The 22083-nt window shown below is 61.3% G+C and carries 29 protein-coding genes; 4 read left to right on the forward strand and 25 right to left on the reverse strand.

What is annotated here, in order from left to right:
- Positions 1-333: 333 nt before the first annotated feature.
- The 4 genes from AC3IQ7_RS09565 to AC3IQ7_RS09580 all read left to right on the forward strand — a co-directional run bounded on the left by AC3IQ7_RS09565 (position 334) and on the right by AC3IQ7_RS09580 (position 2495).
- On the forward strand, positions 334-867 hold the full coding sequence (locus AC3IQ7_RS09565; protein ID WP_489209194.1) for a hypothetical protein: 534 nt from the start codon (positions 334-336) through the stop codon (positions 865-867).
- Positions 868-936: 69 nt separating this feature from the next.
- Positions 937-1236 (forward strand): hypothetical protein, encoded by a 300-nt coding sequence (locus tag AC3IQ7_RS09570; protein ID WP_289907219.1) that lies wholly within the window; start codon positions 937-939, stop codon positions 1234-1236.
- Positions 1237-1323: 87 nt separating this feature from the next.
- Positions 1324-1683: a hypothetical protein gene (locus tag AC3IQ7_RS09575; RefSeq protein ID WP_489209196.1), complete on the forward strand. Its 360-nt coding sequence runs from the start codon at positions 1324-1326 to the stop codon at positions 1681-1683.
- 107 nt (positions 1684-1790) lie between these two features.
- Positions 1791-2495, forward strand: coding sequence for an SIR2 family NAD-dependent protein deacylase (locus tag AC3IQ7_RS09580; protein WP_099377171.1), 705 nt, complete (start codon positions 1791-1793; stop codon positions 2493-2495).
- 76 nt (positions 2496-2571) lie between these two features.
- On the opposite strand, the gene AC3IQ7_RS09585 is transcribed toward AC3IQ7_RS09580, so the two are convergent.
- From AC3IQ7_RS09585 to AC3IQ7_RS09705, 25 genes are all read right to left on the reverse strand, one after another.
- Positions 2572-3843 (reverse strand): phage late control D family protein, encoded by a 1272-nt coding sequence (locus tag AC3IQ7_RS09585; RefSeq protein WP_489209199.1) that lies wholly within the window; start codon positions 3841-3843, stop codon positions 2572-2574.
- Positions 3840-4448, reverse strand: coding sequence for a phage tail protein (locus tag AC3IQ7_RS09590; RefSeq protein ID WP_489209201.1), 609 nt, complete (start codon positions 4446-4448; stop codon positions 3840-3842). The genes AC3IQ7_RS09585 and AC3IQ7_RS09590 overlap by 4 nt, the downstream gene beginning before the upstream one ends.
- Before the next feature lie 14 nt (positions 4449-4462).
- Positions 4463-7519, reverse strand: coding sequence for a phage tail tape measure protein (locus tag AC3IQ7_RS09595; RefSeq protein WP_489209203.1), 3057 nt, complete (start codon positions 7517-7519; stop codon positions 4463-4465).
- Between the two features lie 30 nt (positions 7520-7549).
- A complete protein-coding gene (locus AC3IQ7_RS09600) occupies positions 7550-7663 on the reverse strand; it encodes a GpE family phage tail protein (protein ID WP_071650277.1) in 114 nt (37 codons plus the stop codon).
- 8 nt (positions 7664-7671) lie between these two features.
- Positions 7672-7980 (reverse strand): phage tail assembly protein, encoded by a 309-nt coding sequence (locus AC3IQ7_RS09605; RefSeq protein WP_489209205.1) that lies wholly within the window; start codon positions 7978-7980, stop codon positions 7672-7674.
- A 37-nt stretch (positions 7981-8017) separates the two neighbouring features.
- Entirely contained in the window at positions 8018-8527 is a 510-nt protein-coding gene (locus AC3IQ7_RS09610; protein ID WP_426074173.1) for a phage major tail tube protein, read from the reverse strand.
- 58 nt (positions 8528-8585) lie between these two features.
- Entirely contained in the window at positions 8586-9761 is a 1176-nt protein-coding gene (locus AC3IQ7_RS09615) for a phage tail sheath protein (protein WP_489209208.1), read from the reverse strand.
- 70 nt (positions 9762-9831) lie between these two features.
- Positions 9832-10950, reverse strand: coding sequence for a hypothetical protein (locus AC3IQ7_RS09620; RefSeq protein ID WP_489209210.1), 1119 nt, complete (start codon positions 10948-10950; stop codon positions 9832-9834).
- Between the two features lie 25 nt (positions 10951-10975).
- A complete protein-coding gene (locus tag AC3IQ7_RS09625) occupies positions 10976-11308 on the reverse strand; it encodes a hypothetical protein (protein ID WP_489209212.1) in 333 nt (110 codons plus the stop codon).
- Between the two features lie 24 nt (positions 11309-11332).
- Positions 11333-12250, reverse strand: a complete 918-nt coding sequence (locus AC3IQ7_RS09630; protein ID WP_489209214.1) for a hypothetical protein — start codon at positions 12248-12250, stop codon at positions 11333-11335.
- Positions 12251-12261: 11 nt separating this feature from the next.
- A complete protein-coding gene (locus AC3IQ7_RS09635; protein ID WP_489209216.1) occupies positions 12262-12642 on the reverse strand; it encodes a hypothetical protein in 381 nt (126 codons plus the stop codon).
- Positions 12635-14101 (reverse strand): phage tail protein I, encoded by a 1467-nt coding sequence (locus tag AC3IQ7_RS09640; RefSeq protein ID WP_489209218.1) that lies wholly within the window; start codon positions 14099-14101, stop codon positions 12635-12637. The genes AC3IQ7_RS09635 and AC3IQ7_RS09640 overlap by 8 nt, the downstream gene beginning before the upstream one ends.
- Entirely contained in the window at positions 14098-14976 is an 879-nt protein-coding gene (locus tag AC3IQ7_RS09645) for a baseplate assembly protein (RefSeq protein ID WP_489209220.1), read from the reverse strand. Before AC3IQ7_RS09645 ends, AC3IQ7_RS09640 begins: the two co-directional genes overlap by 4 nt.
- Complete coding sequence (locus AC3IQ7_RS09650) at positions 14973-15317, reverse strand: GPW/gp25 family protein (RefSeq protein WP_489209222.1); 345 nt, start codon at positions 15315-15317, stop codon at positions 14973-14975. The genes AC3IQ7_RS09645 and AC3IQ7_RS09650 overlap by 4 nt, the downstream gene beginning before the upstream one ends.
- Positions 15317-15985, reverse strand: coding sequence for a phage baseplate assembly protein V (locus tag AC3IQ7_RS09655; protein ID WP_489209224.1), 669 nt, complete (start codon positions 15983-15985; stop codon positions 15317-15319). The genes AC3IQ7_RS09650 and AC3IQ7_RS09655 overlap by 1 nt, the downstream gene beginning before the upstream one ends.
- Positions 15986-16203: 218 nt before the next feature.
- Complete coding sequence (locus tag AC3IQ7_RS09660) at positions 16204-16938, reverse strand: class I SAM-dependent methyltransferase (protein ID WP_489209226.1); 735 nt, start codon at positions 16936-16938, stop codon at positions 16204-16206.
- A gap of 143 nt (positions 16939-17081) precedes the next feature.
- Positions 17082-17549: a phage virion morphogenesis protein gene (locus tag AC3IQ7_RS09665; protein ID WP_489209228.1), complete on the reverse strand. Its 468-nt coding sequence runs from the start codon at positions 17547-17549 to the stop codon at positions 17082-17084.
- Entirely contained in the window at positions 17546-18034 is a 489-nt protein-coding gene (locus AC3IQ7_RS09670) for a phage tail protein (RefSeq protein WP_489209229.1), read from the reverse strand. Before AC3IQ7_RS09670 ends, AC3IQ7_RS09665 begins: the two co-directional genes overlap by 4 nt.
- Entirely contained in the window at positions 18018-18530 is a 513-nt protein-coding gene (locus tag AC3IQ7_RS09675) for a lysis system i-spanin subunit Rz (protein WP_489209231.1), read from the reverse strand. The genes AC3IQ7_RS09670 and AC3IQ7_RS09675 overlap by 17 nt, the downstream gene beginning before the upstream one ends.
- Positions 18527-19087, reverse strand: a complete 561-nt coding sequence (locus AC3IQ7_RS09680; RefSeq protein ID WP_489209233.1) for a glycoside hydrolase family 108 protein — start codon at positions 19085-19087, stop codon at positions 18527-18529. The genes AC3IQ7_RS09675 and AC3IQ7_RS09680 overlap by 4 nt, the downstream gene beginning before the upstream one ends.
- Positions 19087-19458, reverse strand: coding sequence for a hypothetical protein (locus tag AC3IQ7_RS09685; RefSeq protein WP_035820867.1), 372 nt, complete (start codon positions 19456-19458; stop codon positions 19087-19089). The genes AC3IQ7_RS09680 and AC3IQ7_RS09685 overlap by 1 nt, the downstream gene beginning before the upstream one ends.
- A gap of 47 nt (positions 19459-19505) precedes the next feature.
- On the reverse strand, positions 19506-19715 hold the full coding sequence (locus AC3IQ7_RS09690) for a tail protein X (protein ID WP_489209236.1): 210 nt from the start codon (positions 19713-19715) through the stop codon (positions 19506-19508).
- Positions 19715-20218: a head completion/stabilization protein gene (locus AC3IQ7_RS09695; protein WP_489209237.1), complete on the reverse strand. Its 504-nt coding sequence runs from the start codon at positions 20216-20218 to the stop codon at positions 19715-19717. The genes AC3IQ7_RS09690 and AC3IQ7_RS09695 overlap by 1 nt, the downstream gene beginning before the upstream one ends.
- A 96-nt stretch (positions 20219-20314) precedes the next feature.
- Complete coding sequence (gpM, locus tag AC3IQ7_RS09700; RefSeq protein WP_489209239.1) at positions 20315-21034, reverse strand: phage terminase small subunit; 720 nt, start codon at positions 21032-21034, stop codon at positions 20315-20317.
- Positions 21031-22050, reverse strand: coding sequence for a phage major capsid protein, P2 family (locus AC3IQ7_RS09705; RefSeq protein WP_489209241.1), 1020 nt, complete (start codon positions 22048-22050; stop codon positions 21031-21033). Before AC3IQ7_RS09705 ends, gpM begins: the two co-directional genes overlap by 4 nt.
- Between the last annotated feature and the right edge of the window lie 33 nt (positions 22051-22083).

The raw sequence follows: 22083 nt of genomic DNA on the forward strand, positions 1-22083 counted from the left end.
CGACCACTTTCCGGTATGGGTAGGATGCGTGCTTACCGATTCCGACGGCGTACGACATGAATTCGTCGAAAAAGAGCCCGTCATAGGAATTGGGGAACGAATGTCCGGGAGCCATTACCCCCACCCCGGGCACATCGCCTGCGTCTTTGAAGAGGAATGGGCTGATGAACTGGGACGAAGCCTGGTACGGGTGAGCACTGAGAAGCCTTGGTCCATAGAGTCGGTAGCTGGAGAGACCAAGTTCACGGTGTTTAAAGAACAAATATTTTCGGGTTAAGTTTGGGCCGCGAACGGCCACAAGCTGTCTCTCAGAATAAGCATATAGGGTACTTCATGCGGAAGCTCATAGTTGGCATTGCGACATTGTTAAGCATTAAGAGCACGATGGCGGGTCAGGAATTGCAGCCACTGCCAAAGCAGATTAATTACCGTGGAGGACTGGTAGTGTTCGCCTTGCCGGGCACCTGGATTGAGGAGTATGAGCCGGAGGGGGGCGGATTGTTTTATGCTCCCGGTGCCGATACAGGTACGCTACGGCTTGATGTTATCACTGCAAAATCTCCGAATCCCGTGACCTCCGCTGATAGCCGCTCGGTGCTTTTGAAAATTGGCAATTCGCATGTAGAGACATTGCCAGCTGGGGCAGCGATAGCTAAACGTGTCTCGCGGGAAGTTGATCGTGGCAACCCCATCACGATCTATTGGTGGTCCGTGGCCAGTGCTATGGAACCTGAGCATGTGCGTATCGCAAGTTTCAGTTACTCGATCTTGAGTTCCCAGGAACAGTCAGAGCGTACAGCTTTAGACCTGTCTTTTCTTGAGCAATCAATTCGAGAGATTCGTTTTAGCCCAATCCTGGGGAAGTAGTAACGTACAGCTATTGCCGGATACGGCCAGAAACGGACCTTCAGCTATGGATGTGAAAGGGAAAGATACATGGCAGTGCAACCGAAAACTCCTCAAGAGAAAAAGTGCCTCAGCTACGAGAAAGACCGCCGCAACACGTACGGTGAAAACAGCAAGGCCTCACGCAAAGGCATCCCATTAGCTAAAGCACGAGCGAACCGTTCAGAGCGGCACACGCAAAATCACGTTCTCGCGACAGCAGTTGGTGTTGAGAACAGCGACGCTCTGGCTGCTGTTGAAAATCTTGTTCGGAGTACGGAACCTCGAGACTGGCGTAAGTTCCCGGACACTTCTTTGGGCGAAGTCTTGGACCGGAAAGCTAACAAGTAACAGTCGTCTGCAATGGGGCGGAACCTGCCAATGACGGCAACCGGCCAGAAGCGGTCTTTCCACACACCCTTAATTTGACGGTATCTCATGATGAGCAATGTGCTATCTGTCAACGAAGTAATCGACCGCGCAGATGAGCTTGACGGTAAGCCGGTCGAAATCGTTGGTTTGCTGACGTTTGAATTTGAGAATCACTCTCTCGGCCATTATCCAAAGGCAGAGCGACGGGAGATCACGGAAGCGGTAGATCCTCCGTACTATCAATCCAGCGTTTGGATTACCTTTGATGCAGGAAGTATCCAGCCGAATCAAGAAATGCTCATGCGCTGGCAGGGAAAACGCGTCCGAATTTCTGGGGTTGTTCGTGTCCCCCAAGGGTCGTTTGGTTGCGGTCATTTCAGCGGCTGGGGATGCGAAGTTGAGGCTTACACGATTGAACGTCTCTGAACTTCTGCAATGTGACGGAACCTGGCAACGACGGCAACCGGCCAAAAGCAGACGGTCGCGCCCTTTACTCCTTTTGACACAGTTATATCCTGCTCAGTGGAATATGAATGAAAGCCGAAGTTCAGCAAAACAAGATCGTCGTTCTTTCCGGCTCGGGGCTAAGCGCGGAGAGTGGACTACCGACGTTTCGCGATTCGAACGGGCTTTGGAACGAATTTTCTTGGCATGAAGTTGCGTCGCCTGAGGGCTGGAAGGCTCGACCAGAAGCAGTGCTGGCCTTTTACAACGAGCGCCGAGCAAAGGCTTCAGAGGCTGCACCAAACGCTGCTCATGAAGCTATTGCATCGCTTGAAGCGGCATATGACGTCGTAGTGATCACACAAAATGTAGATGAGCTGCACGAACGGGCTGGCTCTACCAAGATAGTTCACCTCCACGGTCAACTCTCATGCGCAAGAGGTACATCGGATCGGCCTAAGCGCTATCGCATTGGTTCGGCCCCAATTCTACTGGGGCAACTTTGCGAAGACGGTACTCAGCTCCGTCCAGACATCGTATGGTTTGGTGAAAATGTTCAGCGCATTGAAGAGGCACGCCAGCACGTTGCTTCCGCGGCGAAAGTCCTTGTAGTCGGAACTTCACTATCTGTCTATCCAGCAGCTGCTCTAGTGAAGGTGGCGCGCGGGCGTGCTGAAAAGGTTCTTAACGGTTTGGATATCGGCAAAGTCCCATTCGGATTCAGTTTTTTACGCGGCAACGCCACAAGCATCGTTCCGAAGTTAGTCGAAAAATGGTTGGGCCAAGCTCTATAAACTTCTGCTAAAAATAGTGTTGCCAGGTCCGCTTTGGGGCGAAAGCAGCCGCTGAGTGGATGTGAATGGCGCGCGTTTAGGCTGCTTCTGCGCCGGCTGCTGTTTGCTTAGGCTTCCAGGGTTCCTCGCTGTTTTCGCGGATGATGTCCCGCACTTCCTCAATATGCTTCCACGCATGCAGCGCCGCCCGCTTCGCGGCCTGCCTGCTCTTGTAAGTGTGCTCCAGCGTCTTTAGCGTGCCCGTGGCGCCGGCCTGCTCCTGCCCCGCCTTTTTCTTCTTCGCCGCCACGTCCTTCCACTTGGCCACCACGCCCGTAATGCCTTCGTCCGGGTCTTTCTCTTCCTCGCGTTCGGCCTCCACCGCTTCCGTCTTCGTTTCAAACTCCACGCGCGTGGTAAAGCCGTTGCCGCCCAGGTTGTGCGTGACCTTGACCGATAGCCACTCGGTGGTGTCGATCTCGGGCTTGAAGCCTTGCACCGTCACGGGTGATTGCGGGAACACGGCCGGGTTGCCCAGGGCAAGGCTCATTTCGAAGGTGGCCAGGCCGCGCAGGATGCGCTGCCATTCCGCCACGGCCGCCGCGCGCGCGTCCGTTTCGTTGGCGAAGGTGGTGCGCAGGCGCTTGCTGTTGCCGGGCACGCCAGCCACGACGCTGCGGCGGCGGGCATAGCGCTCGTCATGCCAGAAGGCGCGCACGCCTGTGTAGGCGTCGCTTTCGGCGCTGTGGTAGCGGTGGCCGTCGCCCAGGGCGCGCGTGATGGGAATGACGGGCAGCGCCTTGCCGCTGGCGGTGCGGCTCTGGTTGATGGGGATGAAGAGCAAAGTGTCGTTCTTGACGGTGGCCACCGCGTCGTATTTCCTGCCCAGCCGGCGCAGGAAGGCCGCATCGCTTTCGTGGGTCTGGTCGATGTGCTCGATGGCGGTATCGCGCAGGCGCGCCGACACGCCCGACGCCAGCTCATTGCGGAAGGCGATGGCCTCGATGATGGCGCCTAGGGTGGTCTTGTGAAAGCTGTGTTCCTGCTGCTGTTTGAAGGTGTCGATCAGGTTGGCCGACCGGGCGCGCAGGGTGATGGTGTCGGGCGCGCCGCTGTGCTCCACCTCGTCGACGGTGAACTTGCCCATGTCCACCAGGCCGGACGCTTGCCAGCCCAGCGCAAGGGCGATCTGCGCGCCGCGCGGCGGCAGGGCCAGTTTGCCGTCGCTGTCGTCCAATGCAATGTCGAGCTGGTCGCTCTCGTCGCCACGGCACAGGGTCAAGGTCAGATTAATCAGCCGCGGCGAGACGATGGCCGTCAAATCCTTGTCCTCGATGCTGACCTTGAAGGCGGGGATATGCTCGCTCATTTGAACTTGTCCGCCGCGCTGCCGATGGCGCCGCTGATGCTGCCGCTGATCTTGTCTTTCATTTCGCTGACCACGCCGCCGTATTTCGACGTGATGCCGCCCACGACATTGCCCACCACGCTGCCCACGGCATTCTTGGCCGCGCCGGCAATGCTGCTGGTCATGCCGTCGATGCTGAGCATGTTTTTCAGGTCGCCGATGTCACCCAGGCCCACCATGGCCAGCACGCCGTCGTCGTCCCGCTTGAGCGCAATCGAGAACTCGACGCGCCGCGCGCCGCCGCTGCCGTCGAGGATGGTGCGGCCCTCCGTCATGCTGGTGATGCGGTACGAGCCGAGGATGCGGCCCGTGCCCTGGATCAGAATCCACGATTTGCCCGTGTCGGCCATCATGCGCAGCGCATCGAGCGAGTACAGGGAGCCGGTCAGTTCCGGCGCCACCCAGCCCGACAGGGTGATGGTGTCGTCACCTGGCCCCACGTATTGATGCGCGTCGCGCAGGCCCACGCGGGCCGTGCTGGCGTGCTTCCATTCCGTTTGCCGCTGTAGCTCGTGATAGGCCAGGGTCGGCAGGCTGAACACGAACATTCCTAAAATCATCATCATGGTGTACTTCCTTCTTAATCGTGGTCGCGCAGGGACGAGCGGATGCGCGCCGCCTTTTCGCGGTCGCGTTGTTCCATGGCCGCATACACGGCGCGGGCGATGGCCTGGGGATCGGAACCGGCTTGCGCCTGGATCGTGATTTCGATCTTGTCGCCCTGAATGGTCATGCCGGCGCCGAAGCCGCCCTGGGACAGCGGCGCGCGCGTGTCAAAGGCGCTGGCCGGCAGGGCGGTCGCTGAGCCGATGGCGATGCCGGCGCCCAATTGCGTCAGGCGTTGCGCCAGGCCCGATACCTTGGCAATCGGTGCGCCCTCGCTGCGGTCCAGTCCCACGGCCAGGCCTTGCATGGTGTAGTCGCCGAGCTGAGCAAACACGCGGCTTGGGCTGTGGATACCCAGCTTTTCCTTGAACCAGGCAATGGTGCTGGAACCGGCATTGCTGATGGCGTCCTTGACAGCGCCCATGGAGCTGGTGATGCCGTTGACCAGGCCACGCACGATGTTGGCGCCGAACTCGGTGAACTGGGCCGGCAGCTTGATGCCGAACCAGCTCAGCACGCCCGCGAACGCCTGGTAGAACACGCCGACCGGCGACCAGTTGATAATCAGGGCCGTGATGCTGCCCATGCCGCCAGCGCAGACGGTGCGCAGGCGCGACCAGATATCGGCGAAGAAGGCGGAAATAGGCGCCCAGGATGCGGTGATGCGCTGCAGGATGCTGGCGCCGAAGTCGGTGAATTTGGCCGGCAGCGCAATGCCGAACCAGCCCAGCACGCCCGCGAAGGCGCGATAGAACAGGGCGAGCGGTGTCCAGTTGGCGATCAGGGTGCTGACGCCGCCAATGCCGCCGGCAAAGGCAGTCTTGATCTGCGACCAGATGCCGGTAAAGAAGCCGGCCAGCGGCGCCAGTCCCTTGGCGAGGCGGCCCCGGATGCCGGCGGCAAAGTCGGTGAACTTGGCCGGCAGCGCAACACCGAACCAGCCCAGCACGCCCGCGAAGGCGCGATAGAACAAGCCCAGCGGCGACCAGTCGGCGATCAGGCTATTAATGCCGGTAAAGCCGCCGGCAAACGCCGCCTTGACGTCCGACCACAGACCGCCAAAGAAACCCTTGATCGGCTCCCAGTATTTGTAGATCAGGAAGGCGGCGCCGGCGATGAGCGTGATGGCGATGCCAATCGGGTTCATCAGAAGGGCGCGGCCCAGCCACAGCACGGCCCGGCCCGCCCACATGAAGGCGCCGCCCAAGCCGCGCAGGATGGGCGTGAGCACGCCGCCCGTCACGCCCATCTTGGCGAACATGACGTGCAGCATGGCATATGGGCCGATCATGGCGGCAATGCCGAGCATCAGCGGGCCGAGTGCCAGCATCAGGCCGGCCAGCACGGCAAAGGCGGTAATCATGACCTTGGCCACGGTCGGGTTGCGCTCCATGAAGCCGTTCAGGCGCGTGATGGCGGAAATCGCCATTTCCAGTCCCTGCGCATACAGCGGCAGGATTTTCTCGCCCATGGTGAGTTTCAAGTTGGCCAGCCTGGCCGTCGCTTCCAATTCGGCGCCGCCGGCCTGCTGCTTTCCCAAGTCATAAATCTGCTCGATGTCATACGCACCTTCGTTCAGCTTGGCATTTTTGTGCATCTGGATGCGCTGCCGGAACATATCCAAAAACTGATTACCTGCCGTGCGGTTTGAAAATAAACTGCCGATGGTGTCCTCAATTTGCTTAGGATCCGTGATGCCTTTCTTTTCCAGTTGTGGCAGCAAGACGGTTTCCAGCCACTCAAATTGGCTGCGTCGGAAAATGTCACTGCCCAGCAGGGCACCCGGGCCAAGGGTGGCGCTTTGCGCAACTTTGTCATGCTTGACCTGACGACGATCTTTAATCAGCCCCAGTTTTTCCATGTTGCTGACGGCGCGCTTGGTGGTGCGCCCCTGGTACAAGTTCGAATAGCCGGACATCAGGGCCGTGCCGGCGCGGTGGCCACCGACTTCTTGCACCAGTGGTTCCATCTGGTAATAGAACTGCTTGTCGTCCATGATCTTGGCAGCGATGCCGCCCGTCTTGATGAAGTTCAGCCATTCCGTTGGCCCCACGCGCCCGCCCGTGGCCGTGATGACTTTTTGCATCATGTTGGCCTGGTCGTGAAATTTCTCCGAACTGGCCGTGCCGCCGCGCTGCTCGATGACTTTGAGCAAGTCCATGAAGACGCGCTCGTTCTCTTCGCCCGACTCGGCGCCGAAAAATGCCTTGTTGGCAAACTTCATCTTGGCCAGGGTGGGCGCGACCATTTCCGCGTGGTGCAGGTCGCCAAAGATTGACATCGCGTCGCGCACCAGTTCCAGGTTTTCGTTTTGGCTGGTGCCGTAGGTCTTCATGTTCTGGGCGAACTGGATCGCCTGCTGGCTGGTTTTCGGCCCCAAGCCCAAGGCATTGACGCGGGCCTTTTCCAGCTGGTAATGCTTCGCCTCGTGCAGACCCTTGGCCACGGGCACGGCCATGACCGCGCCGGTCGCCGTCGCGCCAGCGCCCGCCATGGCGATGCTGCCCGCCTTGCTGCGTAGCTTGTCCGCGTGCTGGGTGGCATTGGTGACGCGCTGCTGCTTGGCGGCCGCGTTGGCCAGCTTCTGCTGCTGCAGCGTCATGGTTTTGTTGGTGGCCTCGATCTCGCGGCGCAAGGTGCGCTCGTGATTGGCCAGGTCTTTGGTGCCGATGCCGGCGCCCCCCAGGCGCTCGCGCATGACCTGTAGTTGCTGCGCCTGTTGCTGGCCGGCCGTCTTCAGGGCGCCGGCCGCTTTGACGGCGGCGTTAAACTCGCGCGTCATGGCGCGCGTGGGCACCTCCGTCTGCTTCATCTTGGTGGCCAGGCTGGCCACCTTTTGCTGGGCCGCCTCCAGCTTGGTGCGGGTGGCGTCCAGGCCGCCGTGCAGCTCGCGGAACTTGCTGATGTTTTTCTGCTGGGCATTCAGATCGCGCAAGCGGTCGCTGGTGGCCTTCAATGCCTTGGCCGTATCGCTGGAGCCGCCCATGATCTTTTTCAGCGGGCCGGTGATCTTGTCCAGCGCTGCAAACACTACCTGTAACCTCAAATCCCGACCAGCCATTTATTCCGCTCCGCTTCGCTGCCGGGCGCGTTCGCGCCAGGCCATCAGTTCATCAATCGTAAAATCGTCCATCGCTGCCGGCGTCCAGTGAAAGACGCCGGCAATGTCGGCCATGGCGTCTTCTACTTCGCCGGGGATACCGAAAGGCGATCGGCTTTGCTCGCCAAAAAACCGGCAACCTCGGCGCCCACGGCCAGCAGGTCGGCCGGGTCCATGTTGGCGATGTCGTGCGCGGTCAAGGTCGGCTCGGTGATGCGCGGCAGCACGATCTGCAGGGCTGATACGTTCAGGTTGGCCAGCTCAATGAGGGAAATGCCGCGCAGGGCGCCCGCCTTGGGCTTGCGCACGGTCAGCGCGGTGATGAAGGTGTCACCGCGTTTGATCGGCTCGTCCAGCTCGATGACGGCCTGGTTTTGGGTATCGTTGTGCATGGTGTGTTCCTTGTCGTGGTGTGATTAAAAAAGGGGATTACAGGCCGATGGCCTTGCGGATGGCCGCGTTGGTGTCGCCGCCGCCGAAGTTCTCGGTGCCGCTCATGAAGTCCAGTTCGATGACGGTGGCGCCGTCGATCATCAGCTTGTAATAGCTGCACGCCATGGTGTATTTGTGGGTCGTGTCGTCGCCCATCTTGGCCGCGCCCATGTCGATTTCCTTGTAGCGGCCGCGCACGACGACTTCCACGGCGGCGACCGTGCCGTCATCGTCTTCCTGGTAGGCACCGGCAAAGCGCAGTTGCACGGCGCCGTGCGAGTGCGCGCCGTACTGTTTCAGGGCTTCGGCGATCAGACCGCCCGCGCTCCATTCCAGCGACAGCGCCTCGTTGCCGAAGTCCACGGACACGGGGCCACTCATGCCGCCGGCGCGGTACTCTTCCATCTTGCGGCTGAGTTTGGGCAAGGTGACTTCGGGCACCATGCCCATGAAGGAGACGCCGTTCTGGAACAAGTTAAAATTTTTCAGTTTGCGGGGCAGGCCCATAATTTCTCCAGTATTTCAATGTGCCCGCGTAGGCGCGGGCAGGGTGGTGATTGGACAGTTACGCGGCGATGCGCGAGGCGAAGTCGGCCAGGTAGCGGTCGGTGATGCGCTGCTGGAATTTCAGGTTTTCCAGCGGCGGCACGGGCGTGTAGTCGTAGTCGATGGCCAGCTTGCCGTCTTTCAGCGCCGTCTTGTCATTGTATTGCTCGTCATACCAGGCATGGCCGTCGATGATGTAGCCCTGCAATTTCAGGTCGCGGAACTTGGCGTTGATGCTTTCCAGCAGGTCGCGCACCAGGGACGGATGCAAGGGCACATCGACGTAGGCGAAGTGTGCCTCGGCGATGGTGTCGGCCAGCACCTGGGCCGTGCGCGTGTAGCTTTCGAAATAGAAGAAGCCGCCCGGCGCCTCGCAGGTGCGCGAACCCCAGAAGCGGTAACCGCCCATGTTAATCAGGGTAGTCACTTCCTTGGTATTGAGCACGCCGGCATCGGTGGCCGGGTCTTGCAGGTCGAAAAACACATCCTTGGTGATGCCGGTGGGGCCATTCACGACCACATTCGACAGCGTCTTGTGCCAGCCCGTTTCCTCGTCGATCTTGGCGCGCAGGCCCATGGCGTAAGCGACGGCCGAAATGCTGGCCTCGGTATCGGTGGAGGTATCCCAGTTCACAAAATCCGGCCAGATCATCATGACTTCGCGCTGGCCGAACTGGCCGCGATAGGTGGTCGCCGCCGTGACGGTGGCGCAGCCATAGGCGGACGCATACACGAAGCCGCGCAGGCGCTGTGCCACGCTGGCCAGGGCGTTGGTGACGGCCTGGGTGTCCAGCCCCGGCGCGCCCAGGATGCGCGGTTTGACGCCCAGCTTGCTTTGCGCGGCCAGCAGCGCCTTGGCGCCCAGGTACTTGCCATCCGGCGAGACGCCGCCCACGGCGTTGCTGGTGGTTTCCGCCTCCGTTTCGCCTTCGGCCACGCGTACCACGACGGTCAGCGGTTTGGTCTGCGCGGCGATGGCCGCCAGGCTGCGGTACAAGGTGCCGGTCTTGCCGGCCTTAGCCATGGCGGCCAGCACGTTGGTGACGAGCACGGGCGTGTCGAGCGGGAAGGCTGCCGGGTCGGCATCGTCGGCTGTGGCGATCAGGCCCAGCACGGCGGTGGACACGGTGCGGATCGGGCGCGAACCCTCGTTGATTTCAATGACGCGCACGCCATGGTGGTAGTCGGTGGCCATTTTTTTGTTCCTTTAATTGATGGGCTGGGCCAGGCTATCGCCCAGCCCGACAGATTTCATGTTTAAGCGGTCAGAGCACAAAAGCGGGCCGTGCACCGATGCTATAAAGCGAGCTCGAACGAGGATTGCTGATGTCCAATGCAAACAAGCCGGCAGCGGTACCGCTGACCCAGTCACCGCCGCGCAGGGGAAAGCGTTCATCGGTTAAGCGAGGCCAAATACCGTCACCATTTCCCACTGGTACGGCAATCGTCCCGCCCAGCGAACTTGCGACTGGAAACAGACCCAGCGATTTGAGTAGTGCCAGAGCGGTAGCGCCCACAGGTGTGCCACCGGGATTTCTAACGGCTTCGAAGCTCTCCCCGAAGCCGCAAACCAAGGTGTAGTTGGCATTGCCACTGGCAGCAATGCGCACTGAATTGGCCGTTGTTGCGACGTAGTCACCGCCGGCAATCGTGCCGGTGAATGTAGGCGCCACCAGCGCCCCGGTCGCACCGTTGATCGCCTTCCATTCCACCGAGGTGGCAGACATATCAGTCGATGACAATGCGGCGTTATTGCCTGCAATGATCTGGATTTCGCCAGCCATCAAGCGCATGCCTGGCGCCCATTCCCAGATATTGCCGGTCAAGTCGCAAATGCCGGACGAGGTATTGTCATGGCGCCAGGACGCTGGCCCGGAACCGGTGAAGGTGCGCGGCGTGCCGGCTGTGCCTCCAGGGCTCAAGCCGTCGATACGGCGCGCGGTCTCCCAAGGCGAATCAGAGGATTTTCCATAGGCGGTGTTGCCACGTGACTGAAAACCGTTCGCACGGCACCACAGCGCAAGACCCGCAAATGCCGCATTCGTCATGACGTGATGGCCTACGCCGCACGCGCGGGCAGATGCAACAAGTTTCTCGTGATTCATGAATGTCGAAGGATCGACGCCAGGCAGGCTCAACAGCTCGCCGTTGACCAGTTGGCCTTGGTAAGTGCCAACAAAATATTCACTTTTGGCGACGCCGCCGACCATGAACATTTCGTGTGGCCCGGCCGGCAGTCCGGCATCCACGGACTGGCCATCAAACTGCGGAATAACGTTCATGTAGGTTGGTTGGCCGAGCGCGGTATACAGCACTGTTTGGCGGCCGCCGCTGGCTGCCTCGACGCTGGCGCGCAAGCTGTCTTTACTGAAAATCGTTGCCATGTTTTTTCTCTATCAAAAAGGTGAATTAAGCGGTAGGCCAAAGCGTGACTTGCACGGCGTTGGGATCGAGCGGTACGGCCTCTTGCGTCACGATGGGCGGACCGTCTCCACCTTTGCCCTCCGCGCCGAGGGCTTGCGCCAGGGTGTAGCGGCGCGCCGGAATCGTAATCTGGGCGAGATAGGCACCATTGCCACCCTCGCCTGGCCCGCTGGGATTGCTGCGGATTTCGACGGCGACGGCAACGTCCATCTGTCGATGGGCACAATCGACCGAGACACCGGCGACCATGACCGTCGTACCGGTGAACGCAAAATCAGCGACGGGCTGGCCAGGTTGTTTCAAAATAATTTGTGGCATGGAAGAGTCCTGTTGTGAGTTGAATTAGTTGTTGAGCTTGCTGACACGCCAGCGCAGGGTGACGTTGTCGGCGGCGCTGGCCAGTTGCACGGTAAAACCGTTGGTTGCCCGACTAAACACCACAATGGCCACCTCTTCGCAGGGCGCGCCGGTCGCGGATACGACGTCAAAATCGAGCCGGTAATTGTTGGCAGACAAAGCATTGATGGCGGCCGATGCCTGGACAGGAGAGTTCAGGCGAGACGGAAAATTTGCCTCGATGCGACGGATATCTGTCAAGGCCACGTTGGTCAGGCTGGGATCTGTTGCATCGGTGCTGTTCGCCGGCACAGTGATGTTGTAAATGCGAATACCGCTCAATGGCACTTCCTGCCCGATAGCCGTGACCGCAACGCGCCACAGGCCACCAGCGTCTTGATACAGATACGCGTACACCGTCACGCTGCCGGCGCCGGTATTGCTCGGCACGCTGGCGGCATTGACGCCACCAGCGACGGAATAGGCGCGGCCATTGGCAAAACACACGCCTGTCAACAGGGTCAGGTTGCGCGCGGCAGTAGCGGATTTGATGGCGATGCAGCCGGACACAATGCCTCTGTTCTGGACGGTGATTTCGCCTTCCTGTTGCAGTTGCTGTTTGAGTGCCTGGATGCTGTAGTTCGCCACAGCGGCCTGGTCAAGCGCGAACGTCAGAGCGGCGACGGTCGCGTTTTGCATGCCGACAGACGTGACCGAGATATTTGACGCCATATCGTCCAGACGCGCATCGAGGCTGGGTTTGCCTTTGCGCGCTGCGGAAATTTCATTTCCGCTGGCGGCCACTCGGCCATCGAGATTGCGGAAGTTTTCGTCGATCTCGTCATAACGCGTGTTCCACAGCGCCGGCACGGCATCAGGTTCGTTGTTGGGAATCGGGGTAATTGTGTTGTGTGGCAAAGCCATTTTTTTGTCCTTTAAAATCGCAGCTTGATGCTGATTTCATAACGCTCGTCCGATTCCTTGAGCTTGGGCGCGAAGTTTTTCAAGCCGACCAGCTGGCCGTTGGCATCGAGCAAGGCCGCCTCGGAAATGCGGGCGCCGATCAGCTCGGATGCGTCGATGACGCCCTTGCCGGTGGTGCTGAAAGCGTCCTCTTGCGTGATGGCGGCCAGCGGCTTGCGCAGCACTTCATGGACCAGCGCGACGGCGCCCGCCGATGGCGGCTTGGGCGTGAGGTCGGCGTTATGGCCACCATCGCCAAAGGCCATGAAGGCAATGGGCGGCAGGGCCGTGTTATCTGCCATGTGTTTTGCCAGCCGCTTGCGGTAGGCGTCGAGCGTGATGGCTTCAGCCATGTTGAACCTCCTTGATGATGTTGATGTGAAATTGCGGCGCTGCCTGTCCGCCCAGTCTCCAGGCGCCATTCAGGTGTAACCGGCGCTTTAGGCTCTCTTCGATGCCAGACGCACCCTGCATGACGGCAAAGCTGCCGATGCGCCGGCAGGTGACGAATTGATGTGCCCTTAACCGGCGGCCGTCGAGGCGGAAGCGGCCGATGCGGTGCTCCGCGCCCGGATGCCAGCTCCCGTCGAGCCGCCGCACGGTCGGCGCCATCTTGATCGGCGCCCGTCGGGTGAGCCGCTCCGGGTTCACGTAGGACGCCGATGCCGATACCACTGCAGTGCTGCTCTCCGCCAGGATCGCCTCATCGCGCCGAAGGGCGAAGCCAAAGGGGCGAGCTGTGACGGTCGATCCGACCGCCCAGCGGCCATCCAGACGCCGCCATGCGGCCAGTCGTGCACGTGCGCCCAATTTGGCCGGCGTCGCTGGGTAGTCGATGCGTATGTTGGAGTGATGCGTGACCGTTACCATTTGCGGGGCGGCGATGCTGCTGGCCGCTGTGATGCTGGAATGGCTGATGGTGAGGGCATCCCGGCCGCCAAGGCGCCATGCGCCATTCAGCCGGCGGTCAGTCTCGGCGAGCTGCGGCAGGCGGTACACGCTGGCCGCTGCCGCGCTTTGCATGAGCGTGTTGCTATCGACCCGGCTGCCTTTCAGGCGCCAGGCGCTGATCGCGCCGCGCCGTTCGCCCAAGCGGAACGTACCCAGCGCTTGCGGCAGTGACACCGTCGTGCCATCCCGGCCCAAGGGCCAGCGCGTGGTGTCGCTGACCGTGCGGCCACTCCACGGGTAGCGCGCGCCGATCCGCTTGTCGAGCTGCAGCGCCGCGCTCGCTTGCGCGCGCACTTCCAGGGCGAACATCAGCCAGAACATGAAAATGGGCCAGCTTCGGGCCGGCTTCCACTTTTGCACCAGGTGGCGCAGAAGGGCGAAATTCTCGGCACGCACCGCGTCTGCCAGATTGGCGCGCACGATAAATTGAGCCCAGTGCTGGATCTGCGGCAGATTGGCGTACAGTTCAACCGGGCTGATTTGCCTCGTGCTGTCGAGCCGCCAGGCGCCATCCAGCCGCAGGGCGTCCAACGCGGCATAGGTGGCTCGCTGGCTCGCCTGGTCGATGATGTCGACCGCCATGCTCAGCGGCGCCAGTGATTTCTTGAGGGACCAGACCGTGCCGCGATGGCGGTGCACCTCGATGGCGTCGGCGATCACGGTACGCTTGACGGCTTCGCTCCAGGCCTCGTCCCACTCATCGACGGCAAGCGCCCAGGCGAGCCAGGGCAGCAGCGCGGTCGGGCAAGTGGCCGGATTCCAGACATCGCGCACGGCCACGGGCAGCGTGTCGATACCGGCGCCGGTCGCGGCGATGGCGCGTTCCAGCGCGCTGGCGTTCGGTGGCAGCAGGTTGGTCATGGCGATCCTCGCTCGTCGCTCAGCTTGACGGTGACGCTCATGCACCAGGCCGCGCCGAGTGCGGCCGGCTGAATCAGGATGTCGTTGTCTCCGGTAGGCTGTATCGGAGCGGTCAGCGTGACGCGCGTGACGCCAGGCTGGCGCAGTGCGGCATACAGGCCGCTGCGGGTAATCGCATTGCCGATCTGGTGCGCGTTGCGCGTGTAATCCTCGGCTGCTGCCTGCGCTGCCGCGCGCACCGCCTGCGACGACGGGCCACCCATCGTTTCAAGGCTGGCCACCACGCTGTACTCCGTCACCACGGCGCTTTGCACCGCCACGGTGTCGCAGATTGGACGCACGGTGTCAGCGGATAGTGCGGCGTTGACGGCCGCAATCTGGCTGGCATCGGCCGTACCGTTGCCCTTCGTGCTCAGGATGGTGAGCAAGACGGTTCCCGGTGTCGGGCTGGTGACGGCGACATCCTTGATGTACGGGGCAGCGGCGCGCGCATGGCTTGCATAGGCCTCTTTCGGCCCGGCGACGGACAGGCGGTATAGCGATTGCTGCGTGCGTGGACGCAGCGCGTCATCGACCTCGCCATCGAGGCGCGCGATGTCGAAGAGGGCGGCAAGGTGGTCGAGGTCGGCGCCGGTCGCAAATGCCAGCATGACACCGCGCGCGGCGTCGTTGATGCGTTGTCGCAGTATCAGTTCGCGGTACGCCGATTCTTCCAGCAGCTTGTTCAGCGGTTCCGATTCCAGCGTGATGACGTCGGCGGCGGCCGGATAGCGCGCAACCAGGTCGGCGCGGCGGGCAGCCAGCAGCGTTTCATAGTCGAGCGCCTCGATGATGGTCGGCGCCGGCAGCATGGACAGGTCGATTGCCGTGCTCATGGCGTGCCTTCCTGGCCGATACCGACCGCGAGCTGGACAGCTTGGCCATCGGCCACGCCATCTAGGATCAGGGATGCCGCGCCGGCCTCGCCTGTTTCAAACTGCAGGCTGGTCAGCGTGATGCGCGGTTCCCATAGGCGGATCGCGTAAGCGGTGGCGGCGTAGATGCGCAGCACGGTTGCGCTGTTCAAGGGTTGGTCGATCAGTTCAGGCACTTCAGAGCCATAGCGGCGGCGCATCAGGCGCGAGCCGATGGGCGTGGTCAGGATATCGCTGATGGACTGACGGAGTTGGGCCAGCCCGGACAGGCTGCGGCCAGTGGCGGCGTGCATGCCCAGCATCACAGCGGCCCGCCCGACTGGTCGCCGCCGGCCTTGACGCCGCCGTGCGGGTGCTTGGCCAGGCTGATGGCGCCGGCCAGCACGTCCTCGCTGGCTTTGATCGTTCCTTGCACGGCCATGGCCACGCCGCCAGCGGCGCCGGCTTTGGCGTTCACGCCGCCGTTCAGGGCGGTGGCGCCGTTGACGGTGGCCGCTTGCATGACGATCAGGTTTTGCATGACGGTCAGGTCGCCCGTGCAGATGGTGCTGGGCGCGTTCGACGTGACTTTGTCGGCCGTGATGGTGGCGCTGCCGCCGGGAATGGTAGCCGTCAGGGCATGGGCCGCGTGGTCGTACTGCACCACGGCGCCGTCGGGGTAGTGCGTGGTGTGGACTGTGGGGCTGGATTCGGGCGCGTCAAACGCCTGCGAGTACAGGGCCGGCAAGATGACCCCGCGCGTCAGGTCGCCGCCCGGGGAAAAGACAATCACCTGTTCGCCCACAGTCGGCGCCGACCAGGTGCGGGTGTTGCCGGCGCGCGGCGTGGCCCATTTCAGCCATTCGGTGGTGAGTGTCGGGCCGAGTCGCACGCGCGCCTTGGCCCCCTTGACCTCGGCGATGGTGCCAAGGCGGATCAGGTTTTGCAGCAAGCGGAGGAGGTCGGACAGGTCGGCGTTCATGCAGTGCATGTTGCCGAAGTCCGCGTGCGGATGCACGCGGGGCCAGGTTGATAAGTGGCTTAGCGACTATGAGATACTTAAATACGCTAATTTAAATTTCCCTAGAGTTCTAGGACGTGGCTGACAGCCGCTTTTGCTCAAAAAATATTTTATTTCCTAAAAGTCATTCTTTGCTTAGCTCTATCAGCGAACTCAATGTGGAATTCCAATACCAACCATATTCATATTTATTGGATTTTAATTTCTGTTGGGTTGACACGACGGGCAAGTATTGAAATGATTTTTGGGACAGCCTTACCTGGCCCGGCATTGGCGTTCGGAGCAAGCGCGTACATGAATTCGCTGCCTTCTGTATCCCAGTCAATAATTTGTACGTCAACTACCTTAAATTCGCTGTTTGAAAAGAGGTAAGTGTCGTAGTCATCCTTGGTGGCGTTAATTAATTCAGATTCTGTTGCAGTTGTAAGCACCATGCATCTGTTGGCAAGATGAATCCACTCTACAGATGATGAACTTAACAATAAAAGTTGATCCTCTATATTTTCACGGTATTTCTTTGGTTTCTGTATGGGCGGCGTCGCAGCGGGTGTACGGTTATCTACATCGTCCGGGTGTGAACCGATAAACCAACATACGATGCCTTTCGGCGCGAAATCCTCGATGGTACTGATGCATTGAGGCGAAAGCTCAAATATGTCAGCATGTATTATTGGCACATTCAAATTAATTTCTGAAAGGGATAATTTTGCCTTATTGATAATGTGCGTGTTGTTGTCGATCGACAATACTTTTCTCGTTGATGCCAAGTGCTTCGTGGTTACGCCGGTACCACACCCTATCTCCAGAGTGTCCTCATTTGGTGTAATTTCAGCCAGGAGCTTATAGATTCCTTTTTTCTCGAATTGAATCGATTCATTTTCCCAATGTTCAGCGTAAGTTATTTGATTCATTCGTACCAACATAGTATTTTTCTCTGCTAGAAATTTAGATGATTCCGCTTAGCGGATTACTTTAATCGACTGAATTTTCCGCCTGTAGTGATCAACGGTATGTGACTCTAACTCATTTGATAACTAATGTCAGTTGAAGTTTGCATTGAAGTATCTTAGTTTTTTTCCATGTGACGCAGCAGCGATTCGCGTATCAATGTCCGATCCGGTTCACTCAAGCCCAGCAGCGGCCGCTCCGGGTACTTGTACGCGAGCCCTTTTTTTGAAACTCGATCTTGCTGGCCAAACTGATGCACATGCGCCACGCGCGCCACCCAGCCAAAGAACCCGACTTCGATCTGGTCGCCAGTCGCCTTTACCTTCAGGTGTTTGGCGGTGCGAATCTTGGCAAACATCGCCGCCTTCTGCCGCTTGATGCGCCCATTCTTCCCCTTGAATTCCTTGCGTCGCTTGCGCGCCGGATACGCGGTGCCATCCGGCCCCTGCTGCGCCTTGATGCGCTGCGCCTGGCTGCGGCGCAGGTCGATGGCCACCTTGTGATTGATGGCGCGGCGCTGGGCCGGCTGTAGCTTGGCCAACAAGGCGCCAGCCCAGGCTTCCAGCGCCTGCAGGTCGTCGCTCATGGCGTCGCCTCGGGCGTGCGCCATTCAGCCAGCAGGGTGTCGCCGGCATACAGCTTCCAGAACTCGTCCGCGTAGGCCGGCATGTGCTGTATCTCGCCCAGGTGCTTGATGTCGAGGCGGCCCGCCTCTCCGGTCTTGACGGCCACGCGCTCGGTCAGGTCCAGCTTGATGGAAATGTCGACCGTTTCATGATTATTAAAATCCACCTCGAAGGCGATGCCGTGCTTGCGCGTCTCTTCGTTGGCCATCAGGTCGAGCTGGTGGACTTTAAGCCAGGCGATCAGGGCCACCATGATGGCGTCCGCGTCGCCCGCGTAGTCGGTGACGATCAGGTTAAGCTTGAAGCGGTATTCGAAGGAGAGGGAGGCGGTGGCCGACGCCACCACGTTGCCTTCATCGGCGAAGACCAGCAGGCGGTCGGGGTCTCGCTGCAGGTCGGGGATGGCGGCGGCCAGGTGCTGGCGCAGGCTATTCGGTTTGTACATGGTAGGTGTCTCGCACGGTGTTGTAGGCGTCGATGCAGGCGTTCAGCTGGCGGGTGGCGTCGTCGCCGTCGCCGGCAATGGCGTCAAGAGCTGCCGCAGTCGCTGGGTCAAGTTCGGCACGCGCTTGCTGCTGATTGCCTGCGGCAGCGGTGGCATCTGCAGTTGCGGCGCACTGGCTATTGGCGACGGGGATTGACAGGCGCACAGCGCCGCTGCGCACGTCAGCATTGAAACGGTCGCGTTCAGTTTTCGCATGGGTTTGCTCCTGGGTGAGGTGGTCGGCGCGCTGCGCCAGGGCGGCGCCGGCGGCGCGCTCCAAGGTGAGCACGCGGGCGGTGGCCTGGGCCAGCGCGGTGGCGGCGTTGGTCTCGTCCGTGGCCGCCGCCCGCTGCAGCTCGGCGATGGTCGCGTCCTTGCGCCAGCCCTGCGCCGTCCAGCCAGCGATGGCGCCGCACAGGAGAACGGCGACCAGCGGGCGCGAGGTGGTCGTGCTCACATGGCCACCCGTTCCTTGATCCAGCCGAACAGAAAACGGCGCTGGCTCTTGTTGGCCTCGGTGATTTCCAGGTAACGCGCTGCCTGCAGTCCGTTCAAGGCACGCAGCAGCACGGCGGCGCCGTCCTGTCCGCGCCATTTCAGGAAGGATGCAAGGGCGGCCAGCGACTGCGCGCCCAGGCGGCCGTCGACGAACAGGGCGGGATAGCGGGCGCCCGTGTCATTGAACCCGTTCAGCCAGCGCTGCAGGAACTCGGCCGCGCGGTGCGGCCCCATGTTCACGGCCGTGTCGATCACTTCGGCGCCGATGCCGGCATGGATGGCCAGCACCTGGTCGAATTTCGGTTCCGTGATGTAGCGCGCCGTGTAGATGGCGCGCGCCACCGCCACGGGCAGGTCACGCATGGAGCCGCTGTAGCCGTTGGCGCGTGCCACGGCCACCGTGATGCCGAAATTGGTTTCGCCGCCTTTGTCGGCCGGGTCGTTCACATAGCCGCCTTCGGCGCGCAGGATGGCATCGATGGTGCGCGCGATCACGGGATTTTCCATGGTGGCCATCAGTGTTCCTTTGCGTCTTTGACCAGCTCGGCGATGTCCTTGTCGCTGCGGCGCTGGAACCATAGCGCCACGGCGCGCGATACCCACCAGCCGGGGGCGCCCACGATCAAGTCGATGGCGGAGGCGTTGACCATGGCGCCGATGGCGGGGAGCTGGGCGCACAGCAGCTGGTACACGGTACCGCCCAACAGGCACGAGAACACGCCGGCGCAGGCCAGCCGGGCGACGAATTCGCCCTTGTTGAAGGTGCCGTCGCTATTTAAGGGCGGCAGCACGATGTACAGCATGGCCGCGCCGACCATGCCCAGCGCTGCCTTGAAGCCGTACAGTTTGACCAGGGTGGCGAAACCACCAAACGATTCTGCGGACATTGCTTGTTTCTCCATGATGAGGATAAGTAGAGGTGTTGTTAAAAAAGTTAGTCCCATAGCTGCACAAGATCGGCAACGGCGGCCACGTTGGCGGCAGGTTCCGGCAGGGTGACGACCAGGCCGGCCGGCAGCACGGCGCCGTGGCGGGCCAGTGCGGGATTCATTTCCAAGGTGTGCTCAACGTATCCCGCGCCGTCGCCCAGGTAGCGCCACACCAGGGCGTCTAACGTGTCGTGCTGCCGCGTGCGCACCTGCATCAGATCAATTCCACGGTGAGGTGCGTGCGGCCGACCATATCGGCAATGGCCCATTGCGCATTGCGCCGCTGTGCACCGGGCGCCTCGTCCAGCCACTCCATGCTTTTCTTGTCGCTGACGGACGTGGCCGTACTGTCGTAATCGCGGTAACGCTCGATCAGATCGGCTTTGGCCGTGCTGTAGACGGCGCGCCGGTACTGCGCCAGCAAGCGGGATTCGCGGTTGATGCGCGTGGCCGGCACGTCCACCAGGGTGGCGATACCTGCGGCGGCTTGCTTGCCTTGCCAGTCGGCCAGCTCGCGGTTGACGTGCAGGATGGCGTCGACCACGGCTTGCACCAGGCGCGCGTCGGTGACGGTGCCGTCGAGGCGCATGGCGTCGCGCATATCGGCCAGCGCAATATCGGGAAACCAGCCGTCGTTCTCGATGATGCCGGGGGCAACCGCTGGCGGCGCCGGGGCGGTGCCAGGCTTAGTTGACGGGGGCAGGGCCATGAAGGACATACGGGACGCTTTCAATAATAGGGCGGTGGACGGGGTTCATCAGGCCAAAGGTATGGCCAGAATCCCCCCGTGCCGCCGTGCTGCGGGGGATGCTCTTTACGTGGAACCGGCCGCGCGCTTGAGGCGCCGCTCCAGCCGTTCCATATCTTTCTTGACGCCGCACGACTCGGAAAGGGCGCGCGCGCGTTTCAACTGGCCCATGGCCGTTTCCGCCTGCGCCACCAGCGCCGGGGCGATGTCCGTGTCGTCGGCCTGATCGAGCACGGCGATCATGGCCAGGCCGATAGCCTTGTGCAGCTTGGCGCGCGCCTGGTCGGGCGCATCGCTGGCGGCCGTCAATTGCTCGACGGTGCCCAGCACCTGCGCGGCGTGCTGCGGATCGGCGGCCAGCTTGCCGTGCAAGTAGCCTTCCGCAAACTCGTCGAGCATCAGGGTGGCAATGTCGCGGCTGTAGGTATCGGGCAGGGTGAACTTGTGCGCCAGCGCGTATTCGGCCATGACCAGGGCGCGCGCATACTCGCCCGTGTCGATGTGCCACACCAGCAGGGTGGCGAAGACGTCATCCTGGGCGCCCTTGCCGCCGGCCAGCACGCCGTCGATCCATTGCGCGTAATCCGGCAGCAAGGTGGCCTTGACCTCGATCTTGCGTTCCACTGACTGGATGGATTTCAGGCGGCGGCGGTCGTCGGCCAGCTTGTAGAGCATCATTTCGTAGGCCGTGCCGGTGGTCACGCCTTGCGGCGCGGCGGCGCCGGCCGTGCGCTCGGCAAGCATGCGCGCGCGGTGGCGCAGGGCGGGGGATTGGTTCGCCATCATTTGTCTTTCAGCTCGATGTTTTCCACCAGCGCGGCCAGGCCCAGGTCTTCGATCACGTAGGCGTCGTTGGACGACTCGTAGTTTTCGATGCGGTCGCGCTTCGGCACGTCTTCGACGCGGCGGCGGCGCGCGCCTTCCTGGAAGTAGATCGACAGGTTGTCGAAGCGCGTAATCAGGATCGCGTTATCCGGGAAGAAGGGCACGCGCGCCGCTGGCAAGCCGCCAATACGCTTCTGGCTGATGATGATGTCAGCCGCCAGGGTTTCCGTCGGCGCCTGCTTGGTATTGACCAGCGGGAAATACTTGTCGTTCAACAGCTTGCGCCCAACGATGGCCACCAGATTGGTGTCTTCCTGATACCAAGGGTCAAGCAGGTTGACGGCATCGGTGACGGCCGCGTCCAGGTTGGCATAGTCGGCGCCGTCCACGTCGCCGATGATGACCTTGCCCGGCATGCCGTTGGCCACCAGGCCCAGCACGCGCTCGGGCGCCAGCTCGCGCAGGTGCTGCAGCCAGCCCTTGTTCACGTCCTGCAGCAGCGGATTGGCGTCCAGATCGGTATCGGCCATGGCCTTGACGCCGTTAAAACCGATGACGATGCGGTCGAGCGCCTGGCGCGTCAGGATGGCATTGGCCACGCGCGACTGGAAGTCGGGGAACTTGGCCCAGGCGTCCAGCTTGGCATAGCTCAAATGCGTGTCGAAGTTCGTTTGCTCGCAGCGGTACTTCGTGCTGTCCATGGTGGACAGGTCGCGCGTTTCGCGTTCCTTGTCCTTGGTGTTGGTGCGGCTGGCAATCGGGCCGGAGACGCCCAGGCCCAGCTTTTCGCCTTCCTGCTCGCCCACGCCGATGATGTTCACTTTCGACAGAAACTCGCTCGATTCCTGCATCTTGTTTTCCAGCTTTTGCTGCACGCTTGGCGTGACGCTGAAGGTCTTGGCCACGTTGTCCGTGTCGTTCAGTTGGCCCAGGCGGGTTTCATACTGGCCAAATACCTGGCGCGTTTGCTTTTTCATGGTTCGGTGCTCCGTTGTTGAATGGGTGTAAGA

It is taken from the genome of Janthinobacterium sp. GL_088 (genome assembly GCF_057837845.1).

Excerpts from the sequence above, each read along its gene's own strand:
- AC3IQ7_RS09650 (WP_489209222.1), bottom strand. The coding sequence starts at position 15,317 with ATGCTGGGCATGCACGCCGCCACTGGCCGCAGCCTGTCCGGGCTGGCC.
- AC3IQ7_RS09570 (WP_289907219.1), top strand. The coding sequence starts at position 937 with ATGGCAGTGCAACCGAAAACTCCTCAAGAGAAAAAGTGCCTCAGCTAC.
- AC3IQ7_RS09690 (WP_489209236.1), bottom strand. The coding sequence starts at position 19,715 with ATGCAGGTGCGCACGCGGCAGCACGACACGTTAGACGCCCTGGTGTGG.
- AC3IQ7_RS09575 (WP_489209196.1), top strand. The coding sequence starts at position 1,324 with ATGATGAGCAATGTGCTATCTGTCAACGAAGTAATCGACCGCGCAGAT.
- AC3IQ7_RS09585 (WP_489209199.1), bottom strand. The coding sequence starts at position 3,843 with ATGAGCGAGCATATCCCCGCCTTCAAGGTCAGCATCGAGGACAAGGAT.
- AC3IQ7_RS09620 (WP_489209210.1), bottom strand. The coding sequence starts at position 10,950 with ATGGCAACGATTTTCAGTAAAGACAGCTTGCGCGCCAGCGTCGAGGCA.
- AC3IQ7_RS09635 (WP_489209216.1), bottom strand. The coding sequence starts at position 12,642 with ATGGCTGAAGCCATCACGCTCGACGCCTACCGCAAGCGGCTGGCAAAA.
- AC3IQ7_RS09695 (WP_489209237.1), bottom strand. The coding sequence starts at position 20,218 with ATGTCCTTCATGGCCCTGCCCCCGTCAACTAAGCCTGGCACCGCCCCG.
- AC3IQ7_RS09660 (WP_489209226.1), bottom strand. The coding sequence starts at position 16,938 with ATGTTGGTACGAATGAATCAAATAACTTACGCTGAACATTGGGAAAAT.
- AC3IQ7_RS09580 (WP_099377171.1), top strand. The coding sequence starts at position 1,791 with ATGAAAGCCGAAGTTCAGCAAAACAAGATCGTCGTTCTTTCCGGCTCG.
- AC3IQ7_RS09645 (WP_489209220.1), bottom strand. The coding sequence starts at position 14,976 with ATGAGCACGGCAATCGACCTGTCCATGCTGCCGGCGCCGACCATCATC.
- AC3IQ7_RS09600 (WP_071650277.1), bottom strand. The coding sequence starts at position 7,663 with ATGGCCGACATTGCCGGCGTCTTTCACTGGACGCCGGCAGCGATGGAC.
- AC3IQ7_RS09590 (WP_489209201.1), bottom strand. The coding sequence starts at position 4,448 with ATGATGATGATTTTAGGAATGTTCGTGTTCAGCCTGCCGACCCTGGCC.
- AC3IQ7_RS09610 (WP_426074173.1), bottom strand. The coding sequence starts at position 8,527 with ATGGGCCTGCCCCGCAAACTGAAAAATTTTAACTTGTTCCAGAACGGC.
- AC3IQ7_RS09630 (WP_489209214.1), bottom strand. The coding sequence starts at position 12,250 with ATGGCTTTGCCACACAACACAATTACCCCGATTCCCAACAACGAACCT.
- AC3IQ7_RS09565 (WP_489209194.1), top strand. The coding sequence starts at position 334 with ATGCGGAAGCTCATAGTTGGCATTGCGACATTGTTAAGCATTAAGAGC.
- gpM (WP_489209239.1), bottom strand. The coding sequence starts at position 21,034 with ATGATGGCGAACCAATCCCCCGCCCTGCGCCACCGCGCGCGCATGCTT.
- AC3IQ7_RS09685 (WP_035820867.1), bottom strand. The coding sequence starts at position 19,458 with ATGTCCGCAGAATCGTTTGGTGGTTTCGCCACCCTGGTCAAACTGTAC.
- AC3IQ7_RS09625 (WP_489209212.1), bottom strand. The coding sequence starts at position 11,308 with ATGCCACAAATTATTTTGAAACAACCTGGCCAGCCCGTCGCTGATTTT.
- AC3IQ7_RS09640 (WP_489209218.1), bottom strand. The coding sequence starts at position 14,101 with ATGACCAACCTGCTGCCACCGAACGCCAGCGCGCTGGAACGCGCCATC.
- AC3IQ7_RS09615 (WP_489209208.1), bottom strand. The coding sequence starts at position 9,761 with ATGGCCACCGACTACCACCATGGCGTGCGCGTCATTGAAATCAACGAG.
- AC3IQ7_RS09605 (WP_489209205.1), bottom strand. The coding sequence starts at position 7,980 with ATGCACAACGATACCCAAAACCAGGCCGTCATCGAGCTGGACGAGCCG.
- AC3IQ7_RS09655 (WP_489209224.1), bottom strand. The coding sequence starts at position 15,985 with ATGCACTGCATGAACGCCGACCTGTCCGACCTCCTCCGCTTGCTGCAA.
- AC3IQ7_RS09665 (WP_489209228.1), bottom strand. The coding sequence starts at position 17,549 with ATGAGCGACGACCTGCAGGCGCTGGAAGCCTGGGCTGGCGCCTTGTTG.
- AC3IQ7_RS09670 (WP_489209229.1), bottom strand. The coding sequence starts at position 18,034 with ATGTACAAACCGAATAGCCTGCGCCAGCACCTGGCCGCCGCCATCCCC.
- AC3IQ7_RS09680 (WP_489209233.1), bottom strand. The coding sequence starts at position 19,087 with ATGGCCACCATGGAAAATCCCGTGATCGCGCGCACCATCGATGCCATC.
- AC3IQ7_RS09705 (WP_489209241.1), bottom strand. The coding sequence starts at position 22,050 with ATGAAAAAGCAAACGCGCCAGGTATTTGGCCAGTATGAAACCCGCCTG.